Consider the following 23,053-nt stretch of genomic DNA (forward strand, 5'->3'; position numbering starts at 1 on the left):
TCGGACGCTGTCTGTCATGGGCGCGGTGATTTTTCAGACCGCGCCGTCGTCGTGGTAGGCCTTGATGTTGATGACCTCCAGGCTTCGGGCGCGGCAGTTGAGTTTGCAGTGGGGGCCGATCTCCAGCTGGACGTAGTGATAGCTATCGTGCCGGGTCACCGTGATGTTCAGTGCGCCGTAGAAGTTGAAGTCGATCATTTCAACGTCGCTGACGGCGCTTAACAACAGGTCGAAGCCGTAGGCGTTGTACTGCCTTTCGTGCCATTTGCTCGGGTAACCGTCGCCGATGATCTGGCCGATCACTTTGATCCAGACCCCGTTGTCCCTGAACATCACGTAGTCCACGCTCAGGTGGCGAAGGGTGTTGGGGTCGGTAAACACGGCTTGCCACTGAGGGTGGTTGGCCAGAAAAGCAGTCCACATGGATGAAGCCTCACAGCGATTGAAGGGGGCAGCGCGTCCGCGCTCACCAGGGCCAGGGCTCTTCGCGATAGAACACCGGCGGCGTCAAGAGCGGGCGCACCTGGCCGAGGCAGTGTTCGAGCGCATGCTGGTCCGGGAAGCGCAGCACCAGGCCGATGACGGGTTGGTCCTGGAAAGAAAGCACCAGCATGTGCTGCTTTTGATCGTGGATCACCAGGTTGAACCCACTCCAGGGTGAAACAGTGCGTTTGACTTCGTTTTTCCAGCTCAGCAACCGCAACGCTGCCATCGCAGCCATGGCCGCCGGCCCGAGCAGGAACAGCAACGAGCCGGTGACCACGGCGACCGCGAAAAACAACAACAGAACGACCAGTGCCATGCCACGAAACATCGGCGCCGCCCAGTCCGGGAAGTACAGGTACTGTTCGACCTCGACACCGTCGGTGGTCAGGCGGTAATTGAATACGGTCTTTTGCCGGACCATCATCAGCATCGCGAAAAACAGGCCGTACACGATGCAATAAATCGCGATCAGGCTGTCCAGGTTCTCGCGAATGCTGCCCCACATGCTCCAGGTCACGCCCAGGCAGATGGCACTGGCGATGACCATCAGCACGATGGGCCCCAGGACAATGTCTCTCCTGGGTTGTTTGATGGCCTTGATCGACCAGGCTGCCAGCTCACGCCCGGTCAGTACCGGGGGAGCGGGATCAGGTGTTGCTTCGGGTTGGGTCGAGACCATGGACAGTGCTCTTGCGGTGAAAAGGGCGCAGGCCGTGGACTATTCGCGCCACAACTGAACGAACCCCGGAAAATGCGCAGCCACCCAGTGGCTGCGTCGGGCGTCGGTGTCGAACAGCGCGACCGCGACCGAAGGGCTGTTGAAGTCCAGGCAGATCAACCAGCCACCGGCATCGCGAGCGATGGGCAGGTAGCCGGCAGGGAGCCCGGGCACGCGTTGGGCGTACCAGAGGAGGGAGTAGGGCTGGGCTTGGGCGCTGAAGGTGAAGAATTCACTGATGCAGGTTTCGCCGAGGTCGTAACTGAAGCAGGAGACCTCGGGCGAGGCCGCGTCGGCGTACCTGACCAGGTCCAGATACAGCGCCGGCAACAGCACGCCCAACTGCTGTTGCACCTGGGCGATCACCGCGTCGGTGACGGTCGATCCGGGTTCGATCGCAAAACTATTCCAATCCATGGTCAGCACTGGCATCCGCTATTTGATAGGTCGACAGTGCCCGTGCGCTGCGAGCGCGGCGGGTTGCCGGGCGCGGATTGTAGGCGGGGCGCGGGGACTTGGGAAAGCCTCGCGCCTGATCGGGTCAGCGCACGGCGTGCAGTGCCGGCGCCGGTGCCTGCTGCGGCTCCCGGTAGCTCGCGGGGCTGAAGACTCGGGTCAGCAGCAACATGCCGAGCACGGTGGCGGTCAGCACCCACCAGGCGCTGACAAAGCTGCCGGTCAGCTCCCGCAGCCAGCCGGTCATCCACGGCGAGACGGCGTTGATCAAAAAGCCCACGCCCTGGACGAAGGCCGCCAGTTGCCCGGCGGCGCGCGGGTCGCGGCGGTGATCGAGGGTGAGGATCAGGCTCAGGGCAAAACACGCCCCCAGGCCGAAGCCGATCAGGGCCACCCACACCTGTGGCGCCTGCTGCGGCCACAGCACCAAGCCGACGTAGCCCACGGCCTGGGCGCTGAGGCTGATGCCCAACAGCGGACGACGGTCGCTGCTGCGTTGGGCCAGGGCCGGCATCAACAGCGCGGCGAGCACCTGGAAGATCGTCATGAACGCCAGCAGCGAACCGCTTTGGGTGGCGCTCCAGCCTTGTTGCAGGTAGTAGGCCGGAAGCCAGGCCACCATGCTCATGTAGCCGCAGTTGATCAGGCCGAAATACAGCGCCAGCAGCCAGGCTCGACGGTTGCCCCATAGGCGGCTGGCGCTGGCCGCCAACTGCGGATTGCGCGCGGCGCCCAGGGGTACGCACAACCACAGCAGCAAAGCGGCCATGGCCGGCAGCAACCACACGCCGAGCCCGGCCTGCCAATGGGCAAAGTGCCCGGCCACCACCGGGCTGAGCAGGGCCGCCAGGCCGCCGCCACCCATCAGCGACGCCGAATACACGCCCATGGCCAGGGCCACCCGCTGCTGGAACTGGCGCTTGATCAGCGCCGGCACCAGGGCCTGGATCAAGGCCACGCCGGCTCCGCCCAACAGCGCGGTGGCCAGGAGCGCCGGCGCCTGACCGATCAACAGCCGGGCCAGGCATGCCAGCAGAATCAGCATCAATCCCAGCGCGACCCCTCGACGTTCCCCCAGGCGTGCTTCGAGGCGCACCCCGAGCAGCGCCACCAGGCCCATGCAAATCACCGGCAGGCTGGTGAGCCAGGCGCTGCTCTGGAAGCTCATGCCGGTGGCTGCGCGGATCTCGCCCAGCAGCGGGCTGATGGAGCTGAGGATCGGCCGCAGGTTCAGGCCCAGGGCAACCAGCAGCGCCCAGCCGCCCAGCTGGTTCAGGCGCGGTTTAGTGAGGGTCATGGCGCGCTTTCCAGTCCTGATAAATACCGGCCATCGCGGCTTGTGGCAGGTGCTCGACGGGCAGGCGCTGCTCGCTCAAAGGCAGGGCCAGTTCGGCGTAGAGGGCGGCGGTGGACAGGCCAAATGCCTCGGCCTGCTCGTTGGCCGCCGCGAACACCGCCCGCGATACCCCGCACAGGTACATGGCGCTCAGGCACATAGGGCAGGGCTGGCCGCTGGCGTAGATCACGCATCCCTCCAGGCGCGGGCCGAGCTGGCGGCTGGCGCTGCGGATGGCCAGGAGTTCGGCGTGGGCGGTGGGGTCCTGGTCGAGGTGGATCCGGTTCACCGTTTCTGCCAGTACCTGGCCGTCGCGCACCAGCACCGCGCCGAACGGCCGGCCGCCTTGTTCGACGTTGCGCCGAGCCAGTTCGACGGCGCGTTGCAGGTAGTGCTGATCGTTATTCATGGTTCGATTCCTTGTGCGGTTTCACGATGCGCCGGCGTCGCGCAGCAGTTTGACGATAGCGCTCTGGCCCCGTTGTTCGGCCAGGCGCAACGGGCGGATGCCGGAGCGGTCCGGCAGGTCGAGGTCGGCGCCGGCGGCGATCAATTGCGCGACGATGTCCTGGTGCGCCGGCCCGCCGTCGGCCAGCACGATGGCTTCGATCAGGCAGGTCCAGCCCAGGCGGTTGACGTGGTTGAGGTCGGTCCCGGCCTTGATCAGCAAGGCCACGGTGGCGGCATGCCCGCGCTCGCAGGCCGGGATCAGGGCGGTGCCGCCGTAGCGGTTGGTGCTCTGCAGGTCGGCGCCGTGTGCCAGGGTCAGTTGCAGGATTTCATTGCGGCCGCTGGCGCCGGCCAACAGGTAGGCGCTGTCCTGGATCAGGTTTTTCTGGTTCACGTCGGCCCCGGCCTCGATCAGGGCCCGGGCGATGTCGATCTGGTTGGCCTGGGTCGCCAGCAGCAGCGCATTGCTGCCGTCCAGTGCCCGGGCGTTGACGTTCACGCCTTGTTCGAGCAGGTCCTGCACAGCGTGCAGTTGCCCGCCGCGCACCGCGTCGAGCAGGGCCTGGTCGTTGCCCTGGGCATACCCGGCCAGCAACAGGCCGCCCGCCAGGATGCCGCGCTTGAGCGATACCTTGAGTGCCATGTGAACCTCCGTTGAAGGTCAATAGAGGGGGGAGTATGGTCAGCGCCCAAGGTATTCTGAAATTAAATATAACCATGCCAAGCAGTGGCATCAGGAATGGTTGGGCCATGTTCGATCCCGTGTTGTTGCGCAGTTTTGTCGCGGTTGCCGATTGCCAGAACTTCACTCGCGCTGCCGAACGCCTGCACCTGACCCAGTCCACCGTCAGCCAGCAAGTACGGCGGCTGGAGGAGGGCCTGGGTTGCCAGCTACTCGACCGTGACCAGCGCCGGGTGGTGGCGACTGCCGAAGGTGAGCGGCTGCTGGCCTACGCCCGGCGCATCCTGGCCCTGCATGCGGAAGCCGCCGATGTCTTGATCCATCAACAAAGCGAGGGCGTGTTGCGCCTCGGGGTGCCCGAGGATTTCGCCGCCGAACGCCTGATGCCGCTGTTGTCGAGCTTTGGCCGCGACTATCCGGGGGTGCGCCTGGAGGTGACCAGCGGCCTGGGCCCCGAGTTGCGCCGGCAATACCAGCGCGGCGAGTTCGACCTGTTGCTGGTCAAGCAGATGGGCCACAGCGACGACTGCCTGGCCTCGTGGCCGGAGCCTTTGTGCTGGGTCGACAGCCTCGCCAGCCCGGCGTTTGGTCGCGACCCGCTGCCGCTGGTGGCGTTTCCGGTGGGCGGTTTGTATCGCCAGGAAATGCTCCAGCACCTGGAAGCGGGCGGTTGGCGTTGGCGCATTGGTTATTCCAGCGCGAGCCTGGCCAGTGTCTGTGCGGCGGTGGCCGCCGGTCTTGGCATCAGCCTGCTGCCGGTACGGGTGGTGGGCGCCGGGCATCGGGTTCTGGAAGCGGCCAGCGGCTTGCCGAATATCCAGGGCGTGCGCCTGGCGCTGTATGGCAACAGCGGCCTGAGTCGCGCCGGCAAGGCCCTGCAAAGCCAGTTGCGGGACCTGTGCGAGAGCCACCAGTTGCAGCCCTGAGGGGCTTGGCGCGTCATTCTGGCGCGCGAAAACCATGCCTTTAGCGAATATTTTTCATGCCTGTAAAGCATCGAGTTTTTGCCCCTGGGCGCAAACCCTTGCTGCACGGGGCTTTGCCGAGGGTGGTCGGTTCTTATATTCCTGTTTGGTCTATTCATAACCTTAAAGATTACTTTAAGAGATAAGCCTCAAGCGCCAATCATTCAGCCCTCGACGCCGCCGCGCGGGGGAAACAAGGCGCGGCTGTCGGGTTATTCGCAAAAGACCGTAGGGAGTAAATCAATGGGCAATGTCCAGACCGCCGCCAGTGCTCAAGAGGTGCTTTGGCGCCAGGCACCGAGCGGTGAGTTGGTCGACCTCGGCCGGCCGCACCGCCTGCCCTTGGGCCAACTGCGTCTGCAGAAGACGCCCAAGGGTGTGCTGCGCCGGCGTGAGGCGATCCTGCTCGGGATCTTCGCCCTGGCGCTGCACGGTGCGGTGATCTACTGGGTGAGCCAGAAGCCGACCCCGGTGTTGCCGATCGTGCCGCCGGAAATTCCGCCGATGACCATCGAATTTTCACGCCCGGCACCGCCGGTGGTCGAGCCGCCGCCACCGCAGCCGGTGCAGCCCGTGGTTGAGCCGCCGCCTCCGGTAGAGGACGAATTGGCGGTCAAGCCGCCACCGCCCAAGCCGGTGCCCAAACCCAAGCCGAAACCGGTGCCCAAGCCTGAACCCAAGCCGGCTCCGAAACCGGTCCAGCAACCGCCAGCGCCGGCCCAGCCTGCGGCCCCGGTTGCCGCTCCGGCACCGCCCGCGCCACCGGCTCCGGCCCCCGTGACGCCCGCGTCGGCCAACGCCGCGTACTTGAAGAACCCGGCGCCGGAATACCCGTCGCTGGCCCAGCGTCGCGGTTGGGAAGGCACGGTGTTGCTGCGAGTGCATGTACTGGCCAGCGGCAAGCCGGGGGAAATCCAGATTCAGAAAAGCAGCGGTCGCCAGCAACTCGACGATGCGGCGCTGACCGCGGTGAAGCGCTGGAGCTTCGTCCCGGCCAAGCAGGGTGATGTCGCCCAGGACGGCTGGGTCAGCGTGCCCATCGACTTCAAGATTCATTGATCCGGTGTGCCGCGCACACCGCTATCGCCGGCCAGCCGGCTCCAACATTCGCGCTAAACGCTTACACAGAGGGACTACATCATGACGTTACTGGCATCTCCACTCGAATCCATCGAAAGCGCGGTGATCTGGCTGTTGGTGGTTTTTTCCGTCGCCACCTGGGGCCTGGCTTTGCTCAAGGGCGTGCAGTTCGCCCGCCTCAAGGCCCAGGATCGCAAGTTCCACAAACAGTTCTGGGCCGCCTCCAGCCTCGACTCGGCGGCTGAACTGGCAGAAACCCAGCCCGGCGCGGCGGCCCGCGTGGCCCAGGCCGGTTATGCGGCGATCCAGGTGGGCGAGGCGCCACAGGCCACCGACCTGAGCCAGGCGATCAACCACCAGGACCGCCTGGAACGTGCCTTGCGCCAGCAGATCGTGCGTGAGCGCCGTTCCCTGGAAACCGGCCTGGCCGTGGTTGCCAGTATCGGCAGCACCTCGCCTTTCATCGGCTTGTTCGGCACCGTGTGGGGCATCATGGAAGCCCTCAAAGGCATCAGTGCCGCCGGCTCCGCCAGCCTGGAAACCGTGGCCGGTCCGATCGGCGCGGCACTGGTCGCCACCGGCGTGGGGATCGCGGTCGCGGTGCCTGCGGTGCTGGTCTACAACTACTTCCTGCGCCGCCTGAAACTGACTGCCGCCGACCTCGACGACTTCGCCCATGACTTCTACAGCCTGGCGCAGAAGAGCTCGTTCCGCGTGCTGATCCACCCGGCCGCGCACAAGTCCGTGGCCCAGGGCAGCGCACAGAAAGTGAAGGAGGCGTCCTGATATGGCCTTTTCCACCCAAGACAGCGATGAGGTCCTGAGCGAGATCAACGTCACGCCGCTGGTCGACGTGATGCTGGTGCTGCTGGTGGTGTTTATCGTCACCGCGCCGCTGCTGACTAACGCGATCCCGATCAACCTGCCCAAGACCGAGGCCGTGGCCCCGGTCGAGCAGAAAGACCCGCTGGTGGTGAGCATCGACGGCAGCGGCAAACTCTTTATCAACAAGGATGAGATCCAGCCCGATCTGCTGGAATTCAACCTCCAGGCAGCCAAAGCCAAAGACCCGGAAGTGCGCGTGCAACTGCAGGCGGACGACGGGGTGAACTACGGCGAAGTGGCGCGAGCCATGGCCTCCATCGAGCGTGCGGGCATCACCAAGCTGTCGGTGATCACCGCGCGCTGAACCCGAGCAACACACCACGACTTTTCAGGCCGTCTCCTTGGCAGGGTGCGGCCTTTTTTTATGCCTGGGGGGTTTGGTTGTGAGTCTGGCAGATGCTGCGCGGCGTCCCTGCTGGCCAGCGTAGCCTGCGGCAGCGGCTACAACGCCGGTAGCCGCTGCCGAGCCTGCGCTGGCCCTGTACGGCACCCATCTTCCACCTGGCTACTGGCCATTCCCCACCCCACAACCCGCAGCAATGAATCGGATTTCTCATATTCTTTATAGGTCTTAATAAATAGCTTCTTATTCCTTAACGAATATAAAACTCCTCCCTATACTCGTTCGGGAACAGACACGCAGCAGGAGAGTTCCCCATGCGCAACGAATCAATTCGCTACCTGATTGTGCCGGGCTGGCAAGGATCGCCAGAAGATCATTGGCAAAGCCATTGGCAGAACAGTCTGCCGAACAGTGCGCGGGTGGAGCAGGCCGATTGGCTGACGCCGCGCCGTGAAGATTGGGTCGCGGCCCTGGCCGAGGCGATTGCTGCCGACAGCACGCCGGTGATCCTGATTGCCCACAGCCTGGGTTGCATCACCGTGGCCCATTGGGCGGCCCATGCGCCGGTGGCGGCGCTGCGCCAGGTGCGTGGTGCGCTGCTGGTGGCGCCCGCGGATGTGGAGCGCCCGGCGTGCGCGCCGGCGCTGCGTAATTTTTCACCGATCCCGACCGACCTGCTGCCGTTCCCGAGCCAGGTGGTCAGCTCCGACAACGACAGCGCCGTGAGTGCCCCGCGTGCCCTCGAACTGGCCCGCAACTGGGGCGCCGAGGCCGGGATTCTGTCCGGTGCCGGGCATATCAACGTCAAGTCCGGTCATCTGCGCTGGGAGCAGGGTTTCGCTTACCTGTATCGCCTGCAAAACCGCATGGAACAGCACGCCCTGCGTCGCGCCTGAATTCTTTCTTTTTGTTAAACGCCCCCGCCCCATGGCGGTTTTGGGCGGGAGCCTGCCATGAGTTTGCATGAGTCTTTCGGTCAGCCCCTGCTGACCTTTCCCGACGCTGAAAAGAGCCCGCTGAGCATTCGCGCCAAGGCCCTGGTGTTTGTCGATCCGCGTTCGCGGCAATTGCGTCATGAGCTGGAGCAACTGGCGCCGCGTTCCGTCTCGGTGCTGATCCGGGGTGAAACCGGCAGCGGCAAGGAGCTGCTGGCCCGACACATCCACCGTGCCAGTGATCGCGGTGGCCTGTTTGTGTCGGTCAACTGCGGCGCCATCAGCCCGACCTACGCCGATGCCGAGCTGTTCGGTTATGCCGGCGGCAGTTTCAGCGGATCGGCCAGCAGCCGCGCCGGCTGGTTCGGCTCGGCCAACGGCGGAACCCTGTACCTGGACGAGATCGGCGATTTGCCGCTGCCGATCCAGATCAAGCTGCTGGCGGCCCTGGAGAACCACGAGGTGACCCGGGTGGGCGCCCATCAACCGAGCCCGGTGGATGTTCGCCTGGTGGCGGCCACCAGCATCGACCTGGCCCAGGCAGTGGCGGCCGGCAAGTTCCACGAGCGGCTGTACCGCTACCTCCGCGAAGGCCAGCTGGAACTGCCGGCGCTGCGGGATCGGGTCGGCGATATCGAATCCCTGGCCGAATACTTTCTCGGCATTTACAGCCAGCGCCTGGACCTGCCGGTGCCACTGATCAGCGAGGCCGCCCAGCAGGTACTGGAGCAGCACAGTTGGCCGGGCAATACCCGCGAACTGGAGAACGTCATTCACTTTGCCCTGCTGGTGAGCAGTGGCGACGAGATCCTGCCGGAGCACCTGAACCTGCCGGCGGCGCCATCGCCCCTGGAGCAGGTGCGGCAGTTGGTGCAGCGCATCAGTGAGCGTGGCACGGCGGCTGATCGCGAGGCGCTGAAGAGTCTTCTGCCCCGGTAAAGCCGGCGCCTGCCAGGGTTTGCAGGCGTGCAAGCGTCTGCGCTGAGCCTTCCAGGCTGTATGAACGAAATGGAATAACAACGTGAATAAAAGATATTGTTAGGGAATAAAAAATCTCGGTATCTTCCGCTCCACGCCAGCGATAGCACTTCACTGGCACCCTCATTGAAGCCGTCGTTCACGACACATTAAGGACACTGCATGAAAAAGGTTCTGTTGTTCACCGCACTGGCGGCAGCTCTGACCGCGGGCCTGGCCCAGGCTGGCGAGAAACTGGTCGTCGCCGCAACGCCGGTGCCCCACGCCGAGATCCTCGAGCTGATCAAGCCGACCCTGGCCAAAGAAGGCGTGGACCTGGAAATCAAGGTCTTCACCGACTACGTCCAGCCCAACGTCCAGGTTGACCAGAAGCGTCTGGATGCCAACTACTTCCAGACCCTGCCCTACCTGAAAAGCTTCAACGAAGGCAAAGGCACGAATCTGGTGACCGTGATCGGCGTGCACGTCGAACCGTTCGGCGGCTACTCGAAGAAAGTCAAAACCCTGGCCGAGCTCAAGGACGGCGCGACCATTGCCATCCCTAACGAAGGCAGCAACAGCGGCCGTGCCCTGATCCTGCTGCAGAAAGCCGGCCTGATCGAGCTCAAGGACCCGAAAAACGCCCTGGCCACGCCAAAAGACATCGCCAAGAACCCGCACAACTTCAAGTTCAAGGAACTGGAATCCGCCATGCTGCCGCGGGTGCTGGATCAGGTCGACCTGGACATGATCAACACCAACTACGCGCTTGAAGCTGGCCTGAACCCAGCCAAGGACGCGCTGGTGATTGAAGGCGCCGATTCGCCCTACGTGAACTTCCTGGTAGCGCGTCCGGACAACAAGGACAGCGTTGCGATCCAGAAGCTGGCCAAAGCCCTGACCAGCCCTGAAGTCAAAGCCTTCATCGAGAAGAAATACAGCGGCGCCGTATTGCCGGCGTTCTGATCGACTACGCTGATGGAGTAGCAAACCCCTTCAAGGTTTAAACGCCGACGGCTCACACAGCGTCGGCGTTTTTTATTGCCCGCTGGAAGGCGTGGTCGCTATCACCGGCTGCGCGGCAAATGAAAGGGTCGGGCAACCGGCCTGCATCGCCCGGCGCAGGGCGGTCAGCCATTTCAGCAGGTCGTGGGGATCGAGGGGCTGTGGGGTGTTGGCATCGGCCATGGTCAACGTCCTTGTGCGGCTGATGGGCAGCCTGGGCTGCGTCTCCTTGAGGCGCGCCGGGGCAAAAGACACCCCGGCGTCCACGGCGGAGACGGTAGACCCTCGGCGCCAGCCCGGCAAATTCGCGGGTTAGTTTTTTGGGTGATATCAATATGCTTTAACGGTATTTAAATTCTCGTTTTTATACCTTTAAAGTCGGTGCTTGCCGGGTGGTTATCCACTGCCCATGGACCGCACCGCCGCCGCTGTACCCCAGCGGCGTTCAGGATTCTCAATGACTCTCGATTACGCCTTTATCCTCGGCACCCTGCCGGCGTTTCTCAAAGCCGTGGGCGTGACCTTGCAGGTCGGCCTGATTGCCATCTGCACGTCGCTGCTGGTGGCCTTGATCAACGCCACGATCCTGGTATTTCGCACCCCCTACCTGTGGCGCCTGGTGGCGTTGTATGTGGAGCTGGCGCGCAATACGCCGCTCCTGATTCAGCTGTTCTTCGTGTACTTCGCCTTGCCCGCCCTGGGGATCAAGATTTCCGGGTTTGCGGCGGCAATCATCACCATGACCTTTCTCGGCGGCGCCTATCTCACCGAAGTGCTGCGCGCCGGTGTTGAGGCCGTGCCCCAGGCACAACTGGAATCGGGGCGTTCCATTGGCCTGTCCCATTGGCAACTGCTGCGCTACGTGATTCTGCCGCAAGCCGGAATCCTCAGCCTGCCGTCGCTGTTCGCCAATTTCATTTTCCTGCTCAAGGAAACCACCGTGGTCTCGGCGGTGGCGGTGCCGGAGATTCTCTACACCACCAAGAGTTACATCGCGCTGTACTACAAGACCTACGAAATGCTCGCTGTGCTGACGCTGATTTGCGTGTTGCTGTTCTTGCCCCTGTCGCTGCTGCTCAGCCGCCTGGAAAGGAGGCTCCAGCATGGCCAGTTCGGGTCTTGAGTTGCTGTGGGTGTCGTTGCCGCAACTGGGCAAGGGCGCGCTGCAAACCCTGTCGATTTCCTTTTTGAGCATCGCCTTCAGCACCCTGGGCGGCGTGTTGTATGGCGTGTTGCGCAACCTGCCGAGCAAGTGGCTGAACGCCGTGCTGCGGGTCTACCTGGAACTGTTCCGGGCGATTCCGGTGCTGGTCTGGCTGTACCTGCTGTTCTTCGGCTTTCCGATCTTTTTCGGCATCAGCATTCCCAGCTTCACCTGCGCGGTACTGGTGCTGTCGCTGTGGGGCGCCAGCGAAGTGGGCGAGGTGGTGCGCGGCGCCCTGCATTCGCTGCCCCGTGGCCAGCGTGAGGCGGGCTTGTCGATCGGGTTGTCCGGCCCGCAACTGTTCATCTATGTGCTGCTGCCCCAGGCCCTGAAACGCATGACGCCGCCGACCATCAATGTCTACACGCGGATCATCAAGACCAGCTCGCTGGCGGTGCTGATCGGCGTGGTGGATGTGATCAAGGTCGGCCAGCAGATCATCGAGCGCACCTATGAGTCGGTGTTGATCTACGGCGCGCTGTTTCTGTTTTTCTTTTTTATCTGCTACCCGCTGTCGGCCGCTTCCCGCGTGCTGGAGCGGCGCTGGACGCAAGCATGAGCGCACTGATCGAGTTCCGGGGTTTCAACAAGTTTTTCGGCGAGCAGCAGGTGCTCGACCAGGTCGACCTGCGGGTCGAGTCGGGCGAAGTGATCGTGATCCTCGGCCCCAGCGGCTGCGGCAAAAGCACCCTGTTGCGCTGCCTCAACGGGCTGGAAGTGGCCCACAGCGGCAGCCTGACCTTCAATGGCCGGGAACTGCTGGACAAGGGCACCGACTGGCGCGACGTGCGGCAGCAGATCGGCATGGTGTTCCAGAGCTATCACCTGTTCCCGCACATGAGCGTGCTCGACAACATTCTGCTCGGCCCGCTCAAGGTGCAAAAACGCGAGCGCCGCGAGGCCCGCGAACAAGCCGAAGCCTTGCTCGCCCGCGTCGGCCTGCTGGACAAGCGTGATGCCTTCCCGCGCCAGCTCTCCGGCGGCCAGCAGCAGCGCATCGCGATCGTTCGTTCGCTGTGCATGAACCCGCAAGTGATGTTGTTCGATGAAGTGACCGCCGCCCTCGACCCGGAAATGGTCAAGGAAGTGCTGCAAGTGATCCAGGGCCTGGCCCGGGACGGCATGACCCTGTTGATCGTGACCCACGAAATGGCCTTCGCCCGAGCCGTGGCCGACCGCGTGGTGTTTATGGACGCCGGGCGCATCGTCGAACAGAACCCTCCCGAGATTTTCTTTACGAACCCGCAGACCGCACGCGCGCAGCAGTTCCTGGAGAAGTTCTCCTTCGTTGAAACACTGCCTAAAAAAGCACCTGAAAAGGAACTGGAGCGCTTATGAAAACTGCCAAGTCTTCGCTGTTGTTACTGCCGTTGTTCGGCCTGGCCCTGCTGGCCGGCTGCGATAAATCCACGGATGCCCCCAAGCCTGCGGCCAGCACGGCCAGCGCTGCGCCTGCGGCCGGCTACCTGGACAAGATCAAGGCTCGCGACAAGCTGATTGTCGGGGTGTTCACCGACAAGCCGCCGTTCGGTTTTGTCGATGAGGCCGGGCGTTATGTGGGGTTCGATACCGACATTGGCCGGCGTTTCGCCAAGGACCTGCTGGGTGATGAGAACAAGGTCGAGTTCGTGGCGGTCGAGCCGGCCAGCCGGATTCCATTCCTGCAAAGCGACAAGGTCGACCTGATCCTGGCCAACATGACCGTGACCCCGGAGCGCAAGGAGGCGGTGGAGTTCACCAACCCCAACCTCAAGGTGGCCGTGCAGGCGCTGGTGCCGAATGGCAGTGAGGTGAAAAAACTCGACGACCTGGCGAGCCGCACCACCATCGTCACCACCGGCACCACCGCCGATATCTGGCTGACCAAGACTCACCCGGACTGGAAACTGCTGAAGTTCGAGAAAAACTCCGAGTCCCTGCAAGCCCTGGCCAACGGTCGCGGCGACGCCTATGCCCAGGACAACCTGGTGCTGTTCAGCTGGGCCAAGCAGAACCCGGGCTACCGCGTGCTGGAAGAAAAACTCGGTGACGAAGCCCCCATCGCCCCGGCCGTGAAGAAAGGCAACATCGAACTGCGTGACTGGGTCAACGCCGAACTGGCCAAACTGGGCGAAGAGAAATACCTGCTCAAGCTCTACGACCAGTACGTGCGCAAGGAACTGAGCGACGACACCAAGCCCGAGAGCGTGATCGTCGAAGGCGGAAAATGGCAGGGCTAATAACCCTGTAGCCGGTGCTGCGCGGTGATTTTCAAGGTGCCCCTGCGGCGCCTGCAAGGGCCAGCGCAGCCTCCGGCAGCGGCTACAGCACCGCCCTGTAGCCGCTGCCGAGCCCGCGAGGCTGCGCTGTGCCGCTATGCCAACTGACACCCATCGGGTCTAATCCGGCCAATGCCACGCCGGTTCGTCAAGCATGCCCTGGCCGACGATTTCGGTTTGACCGAAGTTCTTCTCCAGGACGATGGAGTTGCATTCGGGGTCCTGTTGCAAGGCGGCGATCAGTCGGCTGGCGTGGGACACCACCCACACCTGGCAGTGTTGCGAGGCACGGATGATCAGGCGCGCCAGGGCCGGCGACAGGTCCGGGTGCAGACTGGTTTCCGGCTCGTTGAGCACCATCAGCGTCGGCGGCCGCGGGGTCAGCAACGCCGCGATCAGCAGCAGGTAGCGCAAGGTGCCGTCCGACAACTCGGCGGCTGACAGCGGACGCAGCAATCCTTCCTGATAGAACTCAATGGCGAAGCGCCCCCCTTGCAGCGGCGCGATCTGCAACCGTGCGCCCGGGAATGCATCGCCGATAGCCTGGTGCAACGCCTCGGGGTCGCCAATTTCGAGGATGGTCTGCAGGGCGGCCGCCAGGTCGCGACCGTCGTGGTGCAGCACCGGGGTTCGGGTGCCCAGTTGCGGCTGGCGTGCCGGTGCGTCGGCATCGCTGCGAAAGTGGTCATAAAAACGCCAGCCACGGATGCTTTCCCGCAGCAGCAACACCTCGGGCGAGGAGCGCAGGCTGCCGACTTGATCGAAGAGGCTGTCGAAGGTCGCGGTGTGCTGCGCGATCACGTCCCAAGTGCGCCCTTCGCGGGTGCGGATCATCGGTCCGGCGCGACCCACCAGCAGGCTGGACGGGCGATACAGCGGCCCGGCCCAGATGTATTCCTTCTTGATTTCCGGATCGAGGGCGAAGGCCGACAGGTTCAGCGGTGGCGGCGGCTCGGGCAGGCCGAGGGAGATGGCGTAGCTGAAATCCTCCGCGGCGAACCCCAGGCGCAGGCGCGTGACTTTCTTGCGCGGCCCGCCGCCTTCAATCGCCACTTCGCCGCTGCGCATGCGCCGGCTGATGCTTTCCGGCCCGGCCCAGAAGGTCGATTGCAAGCCGCCTTCGCGAGCCAGGGCATTGACCACGCCGCCCTGGGCGGTCTCGGCCAGCAGGCGCAAGGCCCGGTACAGATTGGACTTGCCGCTGCCGTTGGGGCCGGTGATCAGGTTCAGCCGCTCCAGCGGAATCACCAGTTTGTTGATCGAGCGGTAATTGGCCACCGCCAGGGTCTTGAGCATGCCGGGTCTCCTTTTGCGTGGTGGGGAGTGTGCCTGATTTGGCGGGAAGGGAGGGTTGTGGCGAGGGAGCTTGCTCCCGCTCGTTCGCGCAGCGGACGCAAAACCTGAGGTCGCGGTTTGCTCAAAGGCCGGTATGGGCATGTTCCCTCACCCCGGTGAACACGGTGCGTGCAGCGATGGAACCCTGTTCTAAGCTCACAGTCGTAACGTCACTGGCACGACAGCATCACGCAAAGGAGCCTGCATGGCTGGTCTCGAATCGAAGTGGGTAGTGGCGTTGAGCTTGCTGGCTCTACTCTGCGGCTGTGGTGCGGAAAAGCCCGTGGAAAAGGAGCGCCCGCGCGTGCGGGTGATGGAAGTGCGCAGCAGCGACTTCGCCCCCTCCGTGACCCTTACCGGCGATATCCAGGCCCGGGTGCAGACCGAATTGTCGTTTCGCGTGGGCGGCAAGATCATCCAGCGTGCAGTGGATGTCGGCGACCGGGTTTCAGCCCAACAGGTACTGGCCCGACTCGACCCCAAGGACTTGCAGACCAACGTCGACTCCGCCGCGGCCTCGGTATCGGCCGAGCAGGCGCGGGTCAAGCAGGCCGCCGCCGCTTTTGTGCGCCAGCAAAAACTCCTGCCCAAGGGCTACACCAGCCAAAGTGAATACGACTCGGCCCAGGCCGCCCTGCGCAGCAGCCAGAGCGCCCTGACCGCAGCCCAGGCGCAGTTGGCCAATGCCCGCGAGCAACTGAGCTATACCGCGCTGGTGGCCGAGGCCCCCGGCATCATTACCGCGCGCCAGGCCGAAGTCGGCCAGGTGGTGCAGGCCACGGTGCCGATTTTCAGCCTGGCGCGGGACGGCGAGCGCGACGCGGTGTTCAACGTTTATGAATCGTTGCTGATGGCCCCGCCGGATAACGCGCTGATCGTCATCAGCCTGCTGGACAACCCCCAGGTCAAGACCACCGGCACCATCCGCGAGGTGACCCCGGTGGTTTCGGCCGACAGCGGCACGGTGCAGGTCAAGGTGGCGCTCAAGGAGTTGCCGGCGGGCATGGACCTGGGCTCGGTGGTGAGTGCCACCGCCAGCGCGCCGGGCACCGCCAGCGTCGAGCTGCCCTGGTCGGCGCTGACCAAGAACTTGAGCGAGCCCGCCGTGTGGCTGGTGGGCGAGGACGGCAAGACCGAGCTGCACACGGTCAAGGTCGCGCGCTACCTGACCGGCAAAGTGATCATCGGCGAAGGCCTCAAGGGCGGTGAAAAAGTAGTGGTGGCCGGCGGGCAGTTGCTGCATCCGCAGATGTTCGTCGAGATCGCCGCCGAGGATAAAGCCCAGGGAGCCCAGCCATGATGCGCCTGTCGTTGCCGTTCGCCGCGCTGTTGTGCAGCGTGGCGCTGTTGCCGGGTTGCTCCAGGGAAGAGCCGGCGCCCGAGCCGGTGCGCCCGGTGCTGTCGATTGAAATCAAACCCGAGTCCGAGGAAAGCCTGGGGCGTTTTGCCGGGAGCATCCAGGCCCGCTACGAGACCCACCTGGGGTTTCGTGTGCCGGGGCGGATCGCCAATCGCAACGTGGATGTCGGCGCCGAGGTCGAGCAGGGCGCGCTGCTCGCGACCCTGGACCCCACCGATCAGCAGAACCAGTTGCGCGCGGCCCAGGGTGACCTGGCGCGGATCGAGGCCCAGTGGATCAATGCCCAGGCCAATGCCCGGCGCCAGCAGGAGCTGTTCGATCGCGGGGTAGGCGCTCAGGCCCAGCTGGACATCGCCCTGACCGATCTGCAAACCACCGGCGCCTCCCTGGCCCAGGCCAAGGCCTCGGTGAGCCAGGCCCGGGACCAGCTCACCTACAGCGAGTTGCGCACCGATCACGGCGGCGTGGTCACCGCCTGGAACGCCGAGGCTGGCCAGGTGGTCACCGCCGGCCAGCAAGTGGTGACCCTGGCCCGTCCGGACATCAAGGAAGCGGTGATCGACCTGCCGGCCAGCCTGGTGGATCAACTGCCGGCGGATGTGGTGTTCAAGGTCGCGGCGCAGCTGGACCCGAGCATCAACACCACGGCCATCGTCCGCGAGATCGAACCCCAGGCGCAGAGCGCGACCCGCACCCGCCGCGCACGCCTGACCCTGACCGAGACCCCCGATGGCTTCCGCCTGGGCACGGCGATCAGCGTCAGCCTCAGTTCGGCCATCGAACCGCGCACCGAGCTGCCGCTGTCGGCGGTGCAGGAGGTCGACGGCAAGACCCGGATCTGGGTCATCGATACCCAGAACCAGACCGTGGCCCCACGGGAGGTCACGGTGCTGCGTCGCGACGCGAATTCGGCCCTGATCGGCAAGGGCGTCAAGGCCGGTGAGCGGGTGGTCAGCGCCGGCGTCAACAGCCTCAAACCGGGGCAGAAAGTCAAAATCGACGAGGACGCCCCGCGATGAAAGGGAGCTTCAATTTATCCGAGTGGGCCATCAAGCATCAGTCGTTTGTCTGGTACCTGATGTTCGTCGCGCTGCTGATGGGCGTCTTCTCCTACCTCAACCTGGGCCGCGAGGAAGACCCTTCCTTCACCATCAAGACCATGGTGATTTCCACCCGCTGGCCGGGGGCGACCCAGGAAGAAACCCTGAAGCAGGTCACCGACCGCATCGAGAAAAAACTCGAAGAACTCGATTCCCTCGACTACGTGAAAAGCTACACCCGCCCCGGCGAGTCCACGGTGTTCGTCTACTTGCGCGACACCACCAGTGCCAAGGACATCCCCGAGATCTGGTACCAGGTGCGCAAGAAGATCAACGACATTCGCGGCGACTTCCCCCAGGGCATTCAGGGCCCCGGGTTCAACGACGAGTTCGGCGATGTGTTCGGTTCGATCTACGCCTTTACTGCCGACGGCCTCAGCCTGCGGCAACTGCGCGACTATGTGGAACAGGTGCGCGCCGAGATCCGCCAGGTGCCGAATCTGGGCAAGGTGGAGATGGTCGGCGAGCAGGATGAAGTCATCTACCTGAACTTCTCGACCCGCAAGCTGGCGGCCCTGGGCATTGATCAGCGCCAGGTCCTGCAAAGCCTGCAATCACAGAATGCGGTGACCCCGGCCGGGGTGATCGAGGCCGGGCCGGAGCGGATTTCCGTGCGTACCTCGGGGCAGTTCGCTTCCGAGAAGGACCTGGCCACGGTCAACCTGCGGCTCAATGACCGCTTCTATCGCCTGGCGGATATTGCCGACATCAGCCGCGGCTACGTCGACCCGTCGACGCCGATGTTCCGCTTCAACGGCCAGCCGGCCATCGGCCTGGCGATTGCGATGAAGAAGGGCGGCAACATCCAGGACTTCGGCAAGGCGCTGCACGCGCGCATGAGCGAGCTGACTGCCGACCTGCCGGTGGGGGTCGGGGTGCACAAGGTCTCGGACCAGGCCGAAGTGGTGGAAGAGGCGGTGGGCGGCTTTACCAGCGCGCTGTTCGAGGCGGTGGTGATCGTGCTGGTGGTGAGTTTCATCAGCCTCGGCGTGCGCGCCGGGTTGGTGGTGGCCTGCTCGATTCCGCTGGTACTGGCCATGGTCTTCGTGTTCATGGAGTACAGCGGCATCACCATGCAGCGCATCTCCCTCGGCGCCCTGATCATCGCCCTCGGGCTGCTGGTGGACGACGCCATGATCACGGTGGAGATGATGGTCACGCGCCTGGAAATGGGCGAGACCAAAGAGCAGGCGGCGACCTTCGCCTACACCTCGACCGCGTTTCCCATGCTCACCGGGACCCTGGTCACGGTGGCCGGTTTTGTGCCCATCGGCCTCAACGCCAGCTCTGCCGGCGAATACACCTTCACCCTGTTTGCGGTGATCGCGGTGGCGATGCTGGTGTCATGGGTGGTGGCGGTGCTGTTCGCGCCGGTGATCGGCATTCACATCCTCAGCAGCAAGGTCAAACCCCACTCCAATGAACCGGGGCGGGTTGGCCGGGCCTTCAATGGCGGCCTGCTGTGGGCCATGCGCAACCGCTGGTGGGCCATCGGCATCACCGTGCTGCTGTTCGCGCTGTCGGTGTTTTGCATGCGTTTCGTGCAGAACCAGTTCTTCCCGTCTTCCGATCGCCCGGAAATCCTGGTCGACCTCAACCTGCCGCAGAACGCCTCGATCAACGAGACGCGCCTGGCCGTGGATCGCCTGGAGGCGACCCTCAAGGACGACCCGGATATCGAGCGCTGGAGCACCTACATCGGCGAAGGCGCGATCCGTTTCTACCTGCCCCTGGACCAGCAACTGCAAAACCCCTATTACGCGCAGTTGGTGATCGTCAGCAAAGGCCTGGAGCAGCGCACGGCCCTGACCCAGCGCCTGCAGAAGCGTCTGCGTGAAGACTTCGTCGGCATCGGCAGCTACGTGCAGGCCCTGGAAATGGGCCCGCCGGTGGGGCGGCCGATCCAGTACCGGGTCAGCGGCAAGGACATCGACCAGGTGCGCAAGCACGCCATCGAACTGGCCACCGAGCTGGATAAGAACAGCCATATCGGCGAGATCATCTACGATTGGAACGAGCCGGGCAAAGTGCTGCGCATCGACATCGCCCAGGACAAGGCGCGGCAGCTGGGGCTGTCTTCCGAAGACGTGGCGCGCTTGATGAACAGCATCGTCAGCGGCTCCACCGTGACCCAGGTGCATGACGATATTTACCTGATCAATGTGGTCGGGCGTGCCGACGATAACGAACGCGGTTCGCCGGAGACCCTGCAGAACCTGCAGATCGTCACCCCCAACGGCACCTCGATTCCGCTGCTGGCCTTCGCCACCGTGCGTTACGAGCTGGAGCAGCCGCTGGTCTGGCGTCGCGACCGCAAGCCGACCATCACCATCAAGGCCGCGGTGCGCGACGAGATCCAGCCCACCGACCTGGTCAAGCAACTCAAGCCGACCATCGACCGGTTCTCGTCGGCGTTGCCGGTGGGTTACTCGGTGGCCACCGGCGGCACAGTGGAGGAGAGCGGCAAGGCCCAGGGGCCGATTGCCAAGGTGGTGCCGCTGATGCTGTTCCTGATGGCGACCTTCCTGATGATCCAGTTGCACAGCGTGCAGAAGATGTTCCTGGTGGCCAGCGTCGCGCCCCTGGGCCTGATCGGCGTGGTCCTGGCCCTGGTGCCGACGGGCACGCCCATGGGCTTTGTGGCGATCCTCGGGATCCTTGCGCTGATCGGCATCATCATCCGCAACTCGGTGATCCTGGTGACCCAGATCGATGCCTTCGAGAAGGACGGTTATTCACCCTGGGATGCGGTGGTGGAAGCCACCCAGCACCGGCGCCGGCCGATCCTGCTGACCGCAGCGGCAGCGAGCCTGGGGATGATCCCCATCGCCCGCGAAGTGTTCTGGGGGCCGATGGCCTACGCCATGATCGGCGGCATTATCGTCGCCACCCTGCTTACCCTGTTGTTCCTGCCGGCGCTCTATGTGGCCTGGTACAAAATCAAGGAACCGCAGCAGCAGGCGTGAGCCACCGGCCGCGTCAGGCCTTGCGCCAGACGCTGGCCAGCCACGGCTGCTGCTCGCGCGGTAATCCGGCGGGGCGGTAGTAGTGTTCCAGTTCAACGAAGCCGGCGGCGGTCAGCAAAGCCTGCCAGGCCGGCAGATCGTGGTACGAGCCGTAGCGTTCGCCGTTCCAGCCCTCGCGGTTGTCGCCCCGCGGATTGGAGCTGAACAGCACGCCGCCCGGTTTCAGCGTGGCGTGCAGTTGCTTGAGGATCCGAGGCAGCTCCTGCAACGGGATGTGAAACAGCACCGCGTTGGCAAAGATTCCGTCGAAGTGGGCGGCGGGCAGCTCGAGCTTGAGAAAGTCCTGTTGCCAGACCTCACAGCCACTGTCGTCGCGGGCCATTTGCGCAAAGCGTTCGGAGCCGTCGAGGCCGACCGCGACATGGCCCATGCGGGTGAAAGTCTGTAAATCGCGGCCCGGGCCGCAGCCGAAATCCAGCACGGTAAACGGAGCCGTGCCCTGGATATGTCGCAGCAGCGCATCAATGTTCTGGCTCACATCATGATCGCGCGTACCTTCGCGAAAGCCTTCGGCAACCTGGTTGTAATGGCCGAGGGTGGTGGCGGTGATCTGGTCGAGGTCGTCGGGGGCGAGTTTCATGGCAGCTGCGCGAAGAAGGGAGAGGGGCCGAATATACTCCAAGTCGCCCAGGGGCAACGTTCAACCAATGACCAACGCGGCGACGAATTGTAGCCGCTGCCGCAGGCTCGGCAGCGGCTACGTGCGGTTACCGTCAGCGTTTGTTGAGGATTCGTGCCAGGCGGTCGCCGCCCAGTTGGATGGCGGCAACCAGGATCACCAGCAGCACGATGACGGTGAGCATCACCTGGCTGTCAAAACGCTGGTAGCCGTAGCGGTAGGCGATGTCGCCCAGGCCGCCGGCACCGATGGCGCCGGCCATGGCCGAGGAGTTGATCATGGTCACCAGGGTAATGGTGAAGCCCCCCACGATCCCCGGCAGTGCCTCGGGCAGCAGCACGTGCCAGACGATGTGCCAGCGCCGGCAGCCCATGGCCTGCGCTGCTTCGATCAACCCATGGTCGACCTCCCGCAGGCTGACTTCGGCGATCCGCGCGAAGAACGGCGTCGCGGCGATGGTCAGCGGCACCACGGCGGCCCAGACGCCATAGGTGGTGCCGACAATCAGCCGGGTAAAGGGGATCAGCGCCACCATCAGGATCAGGAACGGGATCGAGCGAAACAGATTCACAAACGCCCCCAGCGCCCGATTCAGGGCTGGAGCTTCATAGATCCCGCCCTTGGAACTGGTGACCAGGATCACCGCCAGCGGAATCCCCGCCAGCAGGGCGATCAGCGAGGACACGCCGACCATCAAAAAGGTGTCGATGACCCCTTGCAGCAAACGGTCAAACCACATAACCCAGCACCTCCACCTGTTGTGCCCAGTCGCCCGCGCGCTGGCGCAGTTCTTCAGCGCCCAGGGACGAACCGCTCACCGCCAGCAGCAATTGCCCCAGGGCATGCCCCTGGATCCGTTCCACACCGCCCTGCAACAGCCGCACGCGCCCGCCCAGGGCACTGAACAGCGCCGCCAGGTCCGGCTCGTCGCCGCTGGCGCCGGTGAACTGCAAGCGCAGCACCACGGCGGCCTGGGCCGACTCCGGTTGCGCCCGCAGGCGCTGCTGCAGCTCCTGCGGCAAGCCATGCTGCAAGGGTGCGAGCAGGGTTTTGCTGACCTCGTGCTGCGGGTTGCCGAACACTTCCCAGACCGGGCCCTGCTCGACAATGCGCCCGTGTTCAAGCACCACCACCCGGTCACAGATATCGCGGATCACTGCCATCTCGTGGGTGATCAGGACGATGGTCAGGCCCAGGCGCTGGTTGATCTCCTTGAGCAGGCCGAGGATCGACTGGGTGGTCTCCGGGTCCAGGGCCGAGGTGGCCTCGTCGCACAGCAGAATCGCCGGGTCATGCACCAGCGCCCGGGCGATCCCGACCCGCTGCTTCTGCCCGCCCGACAACTGCGCCGGGTAAGCCTTGTGTTTGTCCTGCAGGCCCACCAGCTCCAGCAGCTCGCGGACTTTGTTCTGGCGTTGCTCCTTGGGCACGCCGGCCACCTTCAGCGGCAGCTCGACGTTCTGCCACACGGTCTTGGCCGACATCAGGTTGAAGTGCTGGAAGATCATGCCGATGCGCCGGCGCAGTTCCACCAGGCGGTCTTCGTCGAATTCGCCGATGTCCACCTGGTCGATCAGTACCCGGCCGCTGCTGGGTTGCTCCAGGCGGTTGATGGTGCGGATCAGCGACGACTTGCCGGCGCCGCTGCGGCCGATGATGCCGAACACCTCGCCGTGCTGGATCGCCAGGTCGATGCCCTGCAGGGCCGGCACCGGGCCTTGCGCGCCCTGGTAGGTCTTGCCCAGGCCGACGAAGCGCACGTGGGCGCGGTTGAGCTGCGGGTGCAGCTCAGCCTGCTGGGCGCTGTGGGGCTGTTGTTCGGGCAGCTTGCGCTGCAGGCTGGCGACGCTCAT

25 protein-coding genes are annotated in these 23,053 nt (G+C 64.3%); 14 read left to right on the plus strand and 11 right to left on the minus strand.

From position 1 onward, the window contains the following. Positions 1-33: 33 nt before the first annotated feature. The 6 genes from JFU57_RS08635 to JFU57_RS08660 form a co-directional block, all read right to left on the minus strand. Positions 34-423 carry an Imm50 family immunity protein gene (locus JFU57_RS08635; protein ID WP_078469234.1) on the minus strand — a complete coding sequence of 130 codons (390 nt, stop codon included), beginning with the start codon at positions 421-423 and terminating at the stop codon, positions 34-36. A 43-nt stretch (positions 424-466) separates the two neighbouring features. Beyond that, on the minus strand, positions 467-1,165 hold the full coding sequence (locus JFU57_RS08640) for a hypothetical protein (RefSeq protein ID WP_201128906.1): 699 nt from the start codon (positions 1,163-1,165) through the stop codon (positions 467-469). 39 nt (positions 1,166-1,204) lie between these two features. Then, the gene (locus JFU57_RS08645) at positions 1,205-1,621 is read right to left on the minus strand and encodes an SMI1/KNR4 family protein (RefSeq protein WP_238596123.1); all 417 of its coding nucleotides are present in this window, start codon (positions 1,619-1,621) and stop codon (positions 1,205-1,207) included. A gap of 124 nt (positions 1,622-1,745) precedes the next feature. Next, positions 1,746-2,957, minus strand: coding sequence for a CynX/NimT family MFS transporter (locus JFU57_RS08650; protein ID WP_201128907.1), 1,212 nt, complete (start codon positions 2,955-2,957; stop codon positions 1,746-1,748). Beyond that, complete coding sequence (locus tag JFU57_RS08655; RefSeq protein ID WP_078469239.1) at positions 2,944-3,405, minus strand: nucleoside deaminase; 462 nt, start codon at positions 3,403-3,405, stop codon at positions 2,944-2,946. The genes JFU57_RS08650 and JFU57_RS08655 overlap by 14 nt, the downstream gene beginning before the upstream one ends. A 21-nt stretch (positions 3,406-3,426) precedes the next feature. Continuing rightward, the gene (locus JFU57_RS08660) at positions 3,427-4,089 is read right to left on the minus strand and encodes an ankyrin repeat domain-containing protein (RefSeq protein ID WP_201128908.1); all 663 of its coding nucleotides are present in this window, start codon (positions 4,087-4,089) and stop codon (positions 3,427-3,429) included. Positions 4,090-4,196: 107 nt separating this feature from the next. On the opposite strand from JFU57_RS08660, the gene JFU57_RS08665 reads away from it, so the two are divergent. The 7 genes from JFU57_RS08665 (at position 4,197) to JFU57_RS08695 (ending at position 10,259) form a co-directional block, all read left to right on the plus strand. Then, the gene (locus tag JFU57_RS08665) at positions 4,197-5,054 is read left to right on the plus strand and encodes a LysR family transcriptional regulator (RefSeq protein WP_078469241.1); all 858 of its coding nucleotides are present in this window, start codon (positions 4,197-4,199) and stop codon (positions 5,052-5,054) included. 282 nt (positions 5,055-5,336) lie between these two features. Next, entirely contained in the window at positions 5,337-6,152 is an 816-nt protein-coding gene (locus tag JFU57_RS08670; RefSeq protein ID WP_078469242.1) for an energy transducer TonB, read from the plus strand. An 81-nt stretch (positions 6,153-6,233) separates the two neighbouring features. Then, positions 6,234-6,959 (plus strand): MotA/TolQ/ExbB proton channel family protein, encoded by a 726-nt coding sequence (locus JFU57_RS08675; protein ID WP_078469243.1) that lies wholly within the window; start codon positions 6,234-6,236, stop codon positions 6,957-6,959. Between the two features lies 1 nt (position 6,960). After that, a complete protein-coding gene (locus JFU57_RS08680; protein WP_078469244.1) occupies positions 6,961-7,362 on the plus strand; it encodes an ExbD/TolR family protein in 402 nt (133 codons plus the stop codon). 353 nt (positions 7,363-7,715) lie between these two features. Next, entirely contained in the window at positions 7,716-8,297 is a 582-nt protein-coding gene (locus JFU57_RS08685) for an alpha/beta hydrolase (protein WP_078469245.1), read from the plus strand. A 57-nt stretch (positions 8,298-8,354) separates the two neighbouring features. Continuing rightward, positions 8,355-9,275: a sigma 54-interacting transcriptional regulator gene (locus JFU57_RS08690; RefSeq protein ID WP_201128909.1), complete on the plus strand. Its 921-nt coding sequence runs from the start codon at positions 8,355-8,357 to the stop codon at positions 9,273-9,275. 201 nt (positions 9,276-9,476) lie between these two features. After that, complete coding sequence (locus tag JFU57_RS08695) at positions 9,477-10,259, plus strand: MetQ/NlpA family ABC transporter substrate-binding protein (RefSeq protein ID WP_010464830.1); 783 nt, start codon at positions 9,477-9,479, stop codon at positions 10,257-10,259. Between the two features lie 72 nt (positions 10,260-10,331). Here JFU57_RS08695 and JFU57_RS08700 read toward each other — a convergent pair whose 3' ends face one another. Continuing rightward, complete coding sequence (locus JFU57_RS08700; protein ID WP_201132254.1) at positions 10,332-10,481, minus strand: hypothetical protein; 150 nt, start codon at positions 10,479-10,481, stop codon at positions 10,332-10,334. A gap of 274 nt (positions 10,482-10,755) precedes the next feature. Here JFU57_RS08700 and JFU57_RS08705 point away from each other — a divergent pair, with 274 nt between their 5' ends. The 4 genes from JFU57_RS08705 to JFU57_RS08720 are packed head-to-tail and all read left to right on the plus strand — an operon-like array spanning position 10,756 to position 13,721. Beyond that, positions 10,756-11,421, plus strand: a complete 666-nt coding sequence (locus JFU57_RS08705; RefSeq protein ID WP_078469247.1) for an amino acid ABC transporter permease — start codon at positions 10,756-10,758, stop codon at positions 11,419-11,421. Then, on the plus strand, positions 11,402-12,061 hold the full coding sequence (locus JFU57_RS08710) for an amino acid ABC transporter permease (protein ID WP_078469248.1): 660 nt from the start codon (positions 11,402-11,404) through the stop codon (positions 12,059-12,061). Before JFU57_RS08705 ends, JFU57_RS08710 begins: the two co-directional genes overlap by 20 nt. After that, positions 12,058-12,840: an amino acid ABC transporter ATP-binding protein gene (locus JFU57_RS08715; RefSeq protein WP_201128910.1), complete on the plus strand. Its 783-nt coding sequence runs from the start codon at positions 12,058-12,060 to the stop codon at positions 12,838-12,840. Before JFU57_RS08710 ends, JFU57_RS08715 begins: the two co-directional genes overlap by 4 nt. Beyond that, positions 12,837-13,721 (plus strand): transporter substrate-binding domain-containing protein, encoded by an 885-nt coding sequence (locus JFU57_RS08720; RefSeq protein WP_078469250.1) that lies wholly within the window; start codon positions 12,837-12,839, stop codon positions 13,719-13,721. The genes JFU57_RS08715 and JFU57_RS08720 overlap by 4 nt, the downstream gene beginning before the upstream one ends. Positions 13,722-13,880: 159 nt before the next feature. Here the strand turns inward: JFU57_RS08720 and JFU57_RS08725 are convergent, their stop codons facing one another. Then, a complete protein-coding gene (locus tag JFU57_RS08725) occupies positions 13,881-15,056 on the minus strand; it encodes an AAA family ATPase (protein WP_201128911.1) in 1,176 nt (391 codons plus the stop codon). A gap of 244 nt (positions 15,057-15,300) precedes the next feature. Here JFU57_RS08725 and JFU57_RS08730 point away from each other — a divergent pair, with 244 nt between their 5' ends. From JFU57_RS08730 to JFU57_RS08740, 3 genes are read left to right on the plus strand one after another with little or no spacing between them, the layout of a single operon-like run. Then, on the plus strand, positions 15,301-16,395 hold the full coding sequence (locus tag JFU57_RS08730; RefSeq protein WP_078469252.1) for an efflux RND transporter periplasmic adaptor subunit: 1,095 nt from the start codon (positions 15,301-15,303) through the stop codon (positions 16,393-16,395). Next, positions 16,392-17,474, plus strand: coding sequence for an efflux RND transporter periplasmic adaptor subunit (locus JFU57_RS08735; protein ID WP_078469253.1), 1,083 nt, complete (start codon positions 16,392-16,394; stop codon positions 17,472-17,474). Before JFU57_RS08730 ends, JFU57_RS08735 begins: the two co-directional genes overlap by 4 nt. After that, positions 17,471-20,521, plus strand: a complete 3,051-nt coding sequence (locus JFU57_RS08740) for an efflux RND transporter permease subunit (RefSeq protein WP_078469254.1) — start codon at positions 17,471-17,473, stop codon at positions 20,519-20,521. The genes JFU57_RS08735 and JFU57_RS08740 overlap by 4 nt, the downstream gene beginning before the upstream one ends. Positions 20,522-20,534: 13 nt before the next feature. Here the strand turns inward: JFU57_RS08740 and JFU57_RS08745 are convergent, their stop codons facing one another. From JFU57_RS08745 to JFU57_RS08755, 3 genes are all read right to left on the minus strand, one after another. Next, positions 20,535-21,161 carry a class I SAM-dependent methyltransferase gene (locus tag JFU57_RS08745; RefSeq protein ID WP_078469255.1) on the minus strand — a complete coding sequence of 209 codons (627 nt, stop codon included), beginning with the start codon at positions 21,159-21,161 and terminating at the stop codon, positions 20,535-20,537. Between the two features lie 133 nt (positions 21,162-21,294). Next, positions 21,295-21,939: a methionine ABC transporter permease gene (locus tag JFU57_RS08750; protein ID WP_078469256.1), complete on the minus strand. Its 645-nt coding sequence runs from the start codon at positions 21,937-21,939 to the stop codon at positions 21,295-21,297. Beyond that, the gene (locus JFU57_RS08755; RefSeq protein ID WP_201128919.1) at positions 21,929-23,053 is read right to left on the minus strand and encodes a methionine ABC transporter ATP-binding protein; all 1,125 of its coding nucleotides are present in this window, start codon (positions 23,051-23,053) and stop codon (positions 21,929-21,931) included. Before JFU57_RS08755 ends, JFU57_RS08750 begins: the two co-directional genes overlap by 11 nt.

The sequence above is a fragment of the Pseudomonas sp. TH07 genome (assembly GCF_016651285.1).
Taxonomy (GTDB): Bacteria; Pseudomonadota; Gammaproteobacteria; order Pseudomonadales; family Pseudomonadaceae; genus Aquipseudomonas.

Excerpts from the sequence above, each read along its gene's own strand:
- JFU57_RS08635 (WP_078469234.1), bottom strand. The coding sequence starts at position 423 with ATGTGGACTGCTTTTCTGGCCAACCACCCTCAGTGGCAAGCCGTGTTT.
- JFU57_RS08640 (WP_201128906.1), bottom strand. The coding sequence starts at position 1,165 with ATGGTCTCGACCCAACCCGAAGCAACACCTGATCCCGCTCCCCCGGTA.
- JFU57_RS08645 (WP_238596123.1), bottom strand. The coding sequence starts at position 1,621 with ATGGATTGGAATAGTTTTGCGATCGAACCCGGATCGACCGTCACCGAC.
- JFU57_RS08650 (WP_201128907.1), bottom strand. The coding sequence starts at position 2,957 with ATGACCCTCACTAAACCGCGCCTGAACCAGCTGGGCGGCTGGGCGCTG.
- JFU57_RS08655 (WP_078469239.1), bottom strand. The coding sequence starts at position 3,405 with ATGAATAACGATCAGCACTACCTGCAACGCGCCGTCGAACTGGCTCGG.
- JFU57_RS08660 (WP_201128908.1), bottom strand. The coding sequence starts at position 4,089 with ATGGCACTCAAGGTATCGCTCAAGCGCGGCATCCTGGCGGGCGGCCTG.
- JFU57_RS08665 (WP_078469241.1), top strand. The coding sequence starts at position 4,197 with ATGTTCGATCCCGTGTTGTTGCGCAGTTTTGTCGCGGTTGCCGATTGC.
- JFU57_RS08670 (WP_078469242.1), top strand. The coding sequence starts at position 5,337 with ATGGGCAATGTCCAGACCGCCGCCAGTGCTCAAGAGGTGCTTTGGCGC.
- JFU57_RS08675 (WP_078469243.1), top strand. The coding sequence starts at position 6,234 with ATGACGTTACTGGCATCTCCACTCGAATCCATCGAAAGCGCGGTGATC.
- JFU57_RS08680 (WP_078469244.1), top strand. The coding sequence starts at position 6,961 with ATGGCCTTTTCCACCCAAGACAGCGATGAGGTCCTGAGCGAGATCAAC.
- JFU57_RS08685 (WP_078469245.1), top strand. The coding sequence starts at position 7,716 with ATGCGCAACGAATCAATTCGCTACCTGATTGTGCCGGGCTGGCAAGGA.
- JFU57_RS08690 (WP_201128909.1), top strand. The coding sequence starts at position 8,355 with ATGAGTTTGCATGAGTCTTTCGGTCAGCCCCTGCTGACCTTTCCCGAC.
- JFU57_RS08695 (WP_010464830.1), top strand. The coding sequence starts at position 9,477 with ATGAAAAAGGTTCTGTTGTTCACCGCACTGGCGGCAGCTCTGACCGCG.
- JFU57_RS08700 (WP_201132254.1), bottom strand. The coding sequence starts at position 10,481 with ATGGCCGATGCCAACACCCCACAGCCCCTCGATCCCCACGACCTGCTG.
- JFU57_RS08705 (WP_078469247.1), top strand. The coding sequence starts at position 10,756 with ATGACTCTCGATTACGCCTTTATCCTCGGCACCCTGCCGGCGTTTCTC.
- JFU57_RS08710 (WP_078469248.1), top strand. The coding sequence starts at position 11,402 with ATGGCCAGTTCGGGTCTTGAGTTGCTGTGGGTGTCGTTGCCGCAACTG.
- JFU57_RS08715 (WP_201128910.1), top strand. The coding sequence starts at position 12,058 with ATGAGCGCACTGATCGAGTTCCGGGGTTTCAACAAGTTTTTCGGCGAG.
- JFU57_RS08720 (WP_078469250.1), top strand. The coding sequence starts at position 12,837 with ATGAAAACTGCCAAGTCTTCGCTGTTGTTACTGCCGTTGTTCGGCCTG.
- JFU57_RS08725 (WP_201128911.1), bottom strand. The coding sequence starts at position 15,056 with ATGCTCAAGACCCTGGCGGTGGCCAATTACCGCTCGATCAACAAACTG.
- JFU57_RS08730 (WP_078469252.1), top strand. The coding sequence starts at position 15,301 with ATGGCTGGTCTCGAATCGAAGTGGGTAGTGGCGTTGAGCTTGCTGGCT.
- JFU57_RS08735 (WP_078469253.1), top strand. The coding sequence starts at position 16,392 with ATGATGCGCCTGTCGTTGCCGTTCGCCGCGCTGTTGTGCAGCGTGGCG.
- JFU57_RS08740 (WP_078469254.1), top strand. The coding sequence starts at position 17,471 with ATGAAAGGGAGCTTCAATTTATCCGAGTGGGCCATCAAGCATCAGTCG.
- JFU57_RS08745 (WP_078469255.1), bottom strand. The coding sequence starts at position 21,161 with ATGAAACTCGCCCCCGACGACCTCGACCAGATCACCGCCACCACCCTC.
- JFU57_RS08750 (WP_078469256.1), bottom strand. The coding sequence starts at position 21,939 with ATGTGGTTTGACCGTTTGCTGCAAGGGGTCATCGACACCTTTTTGATG.
- JFU57_RS08755 (WP_201128919.1), bottom strand. The coding sequence starts at position 23,053 with ATGAGCGTCGCCAGCCTGCAGCGCAAGCTGCCCGAACAACAGCCCCAC.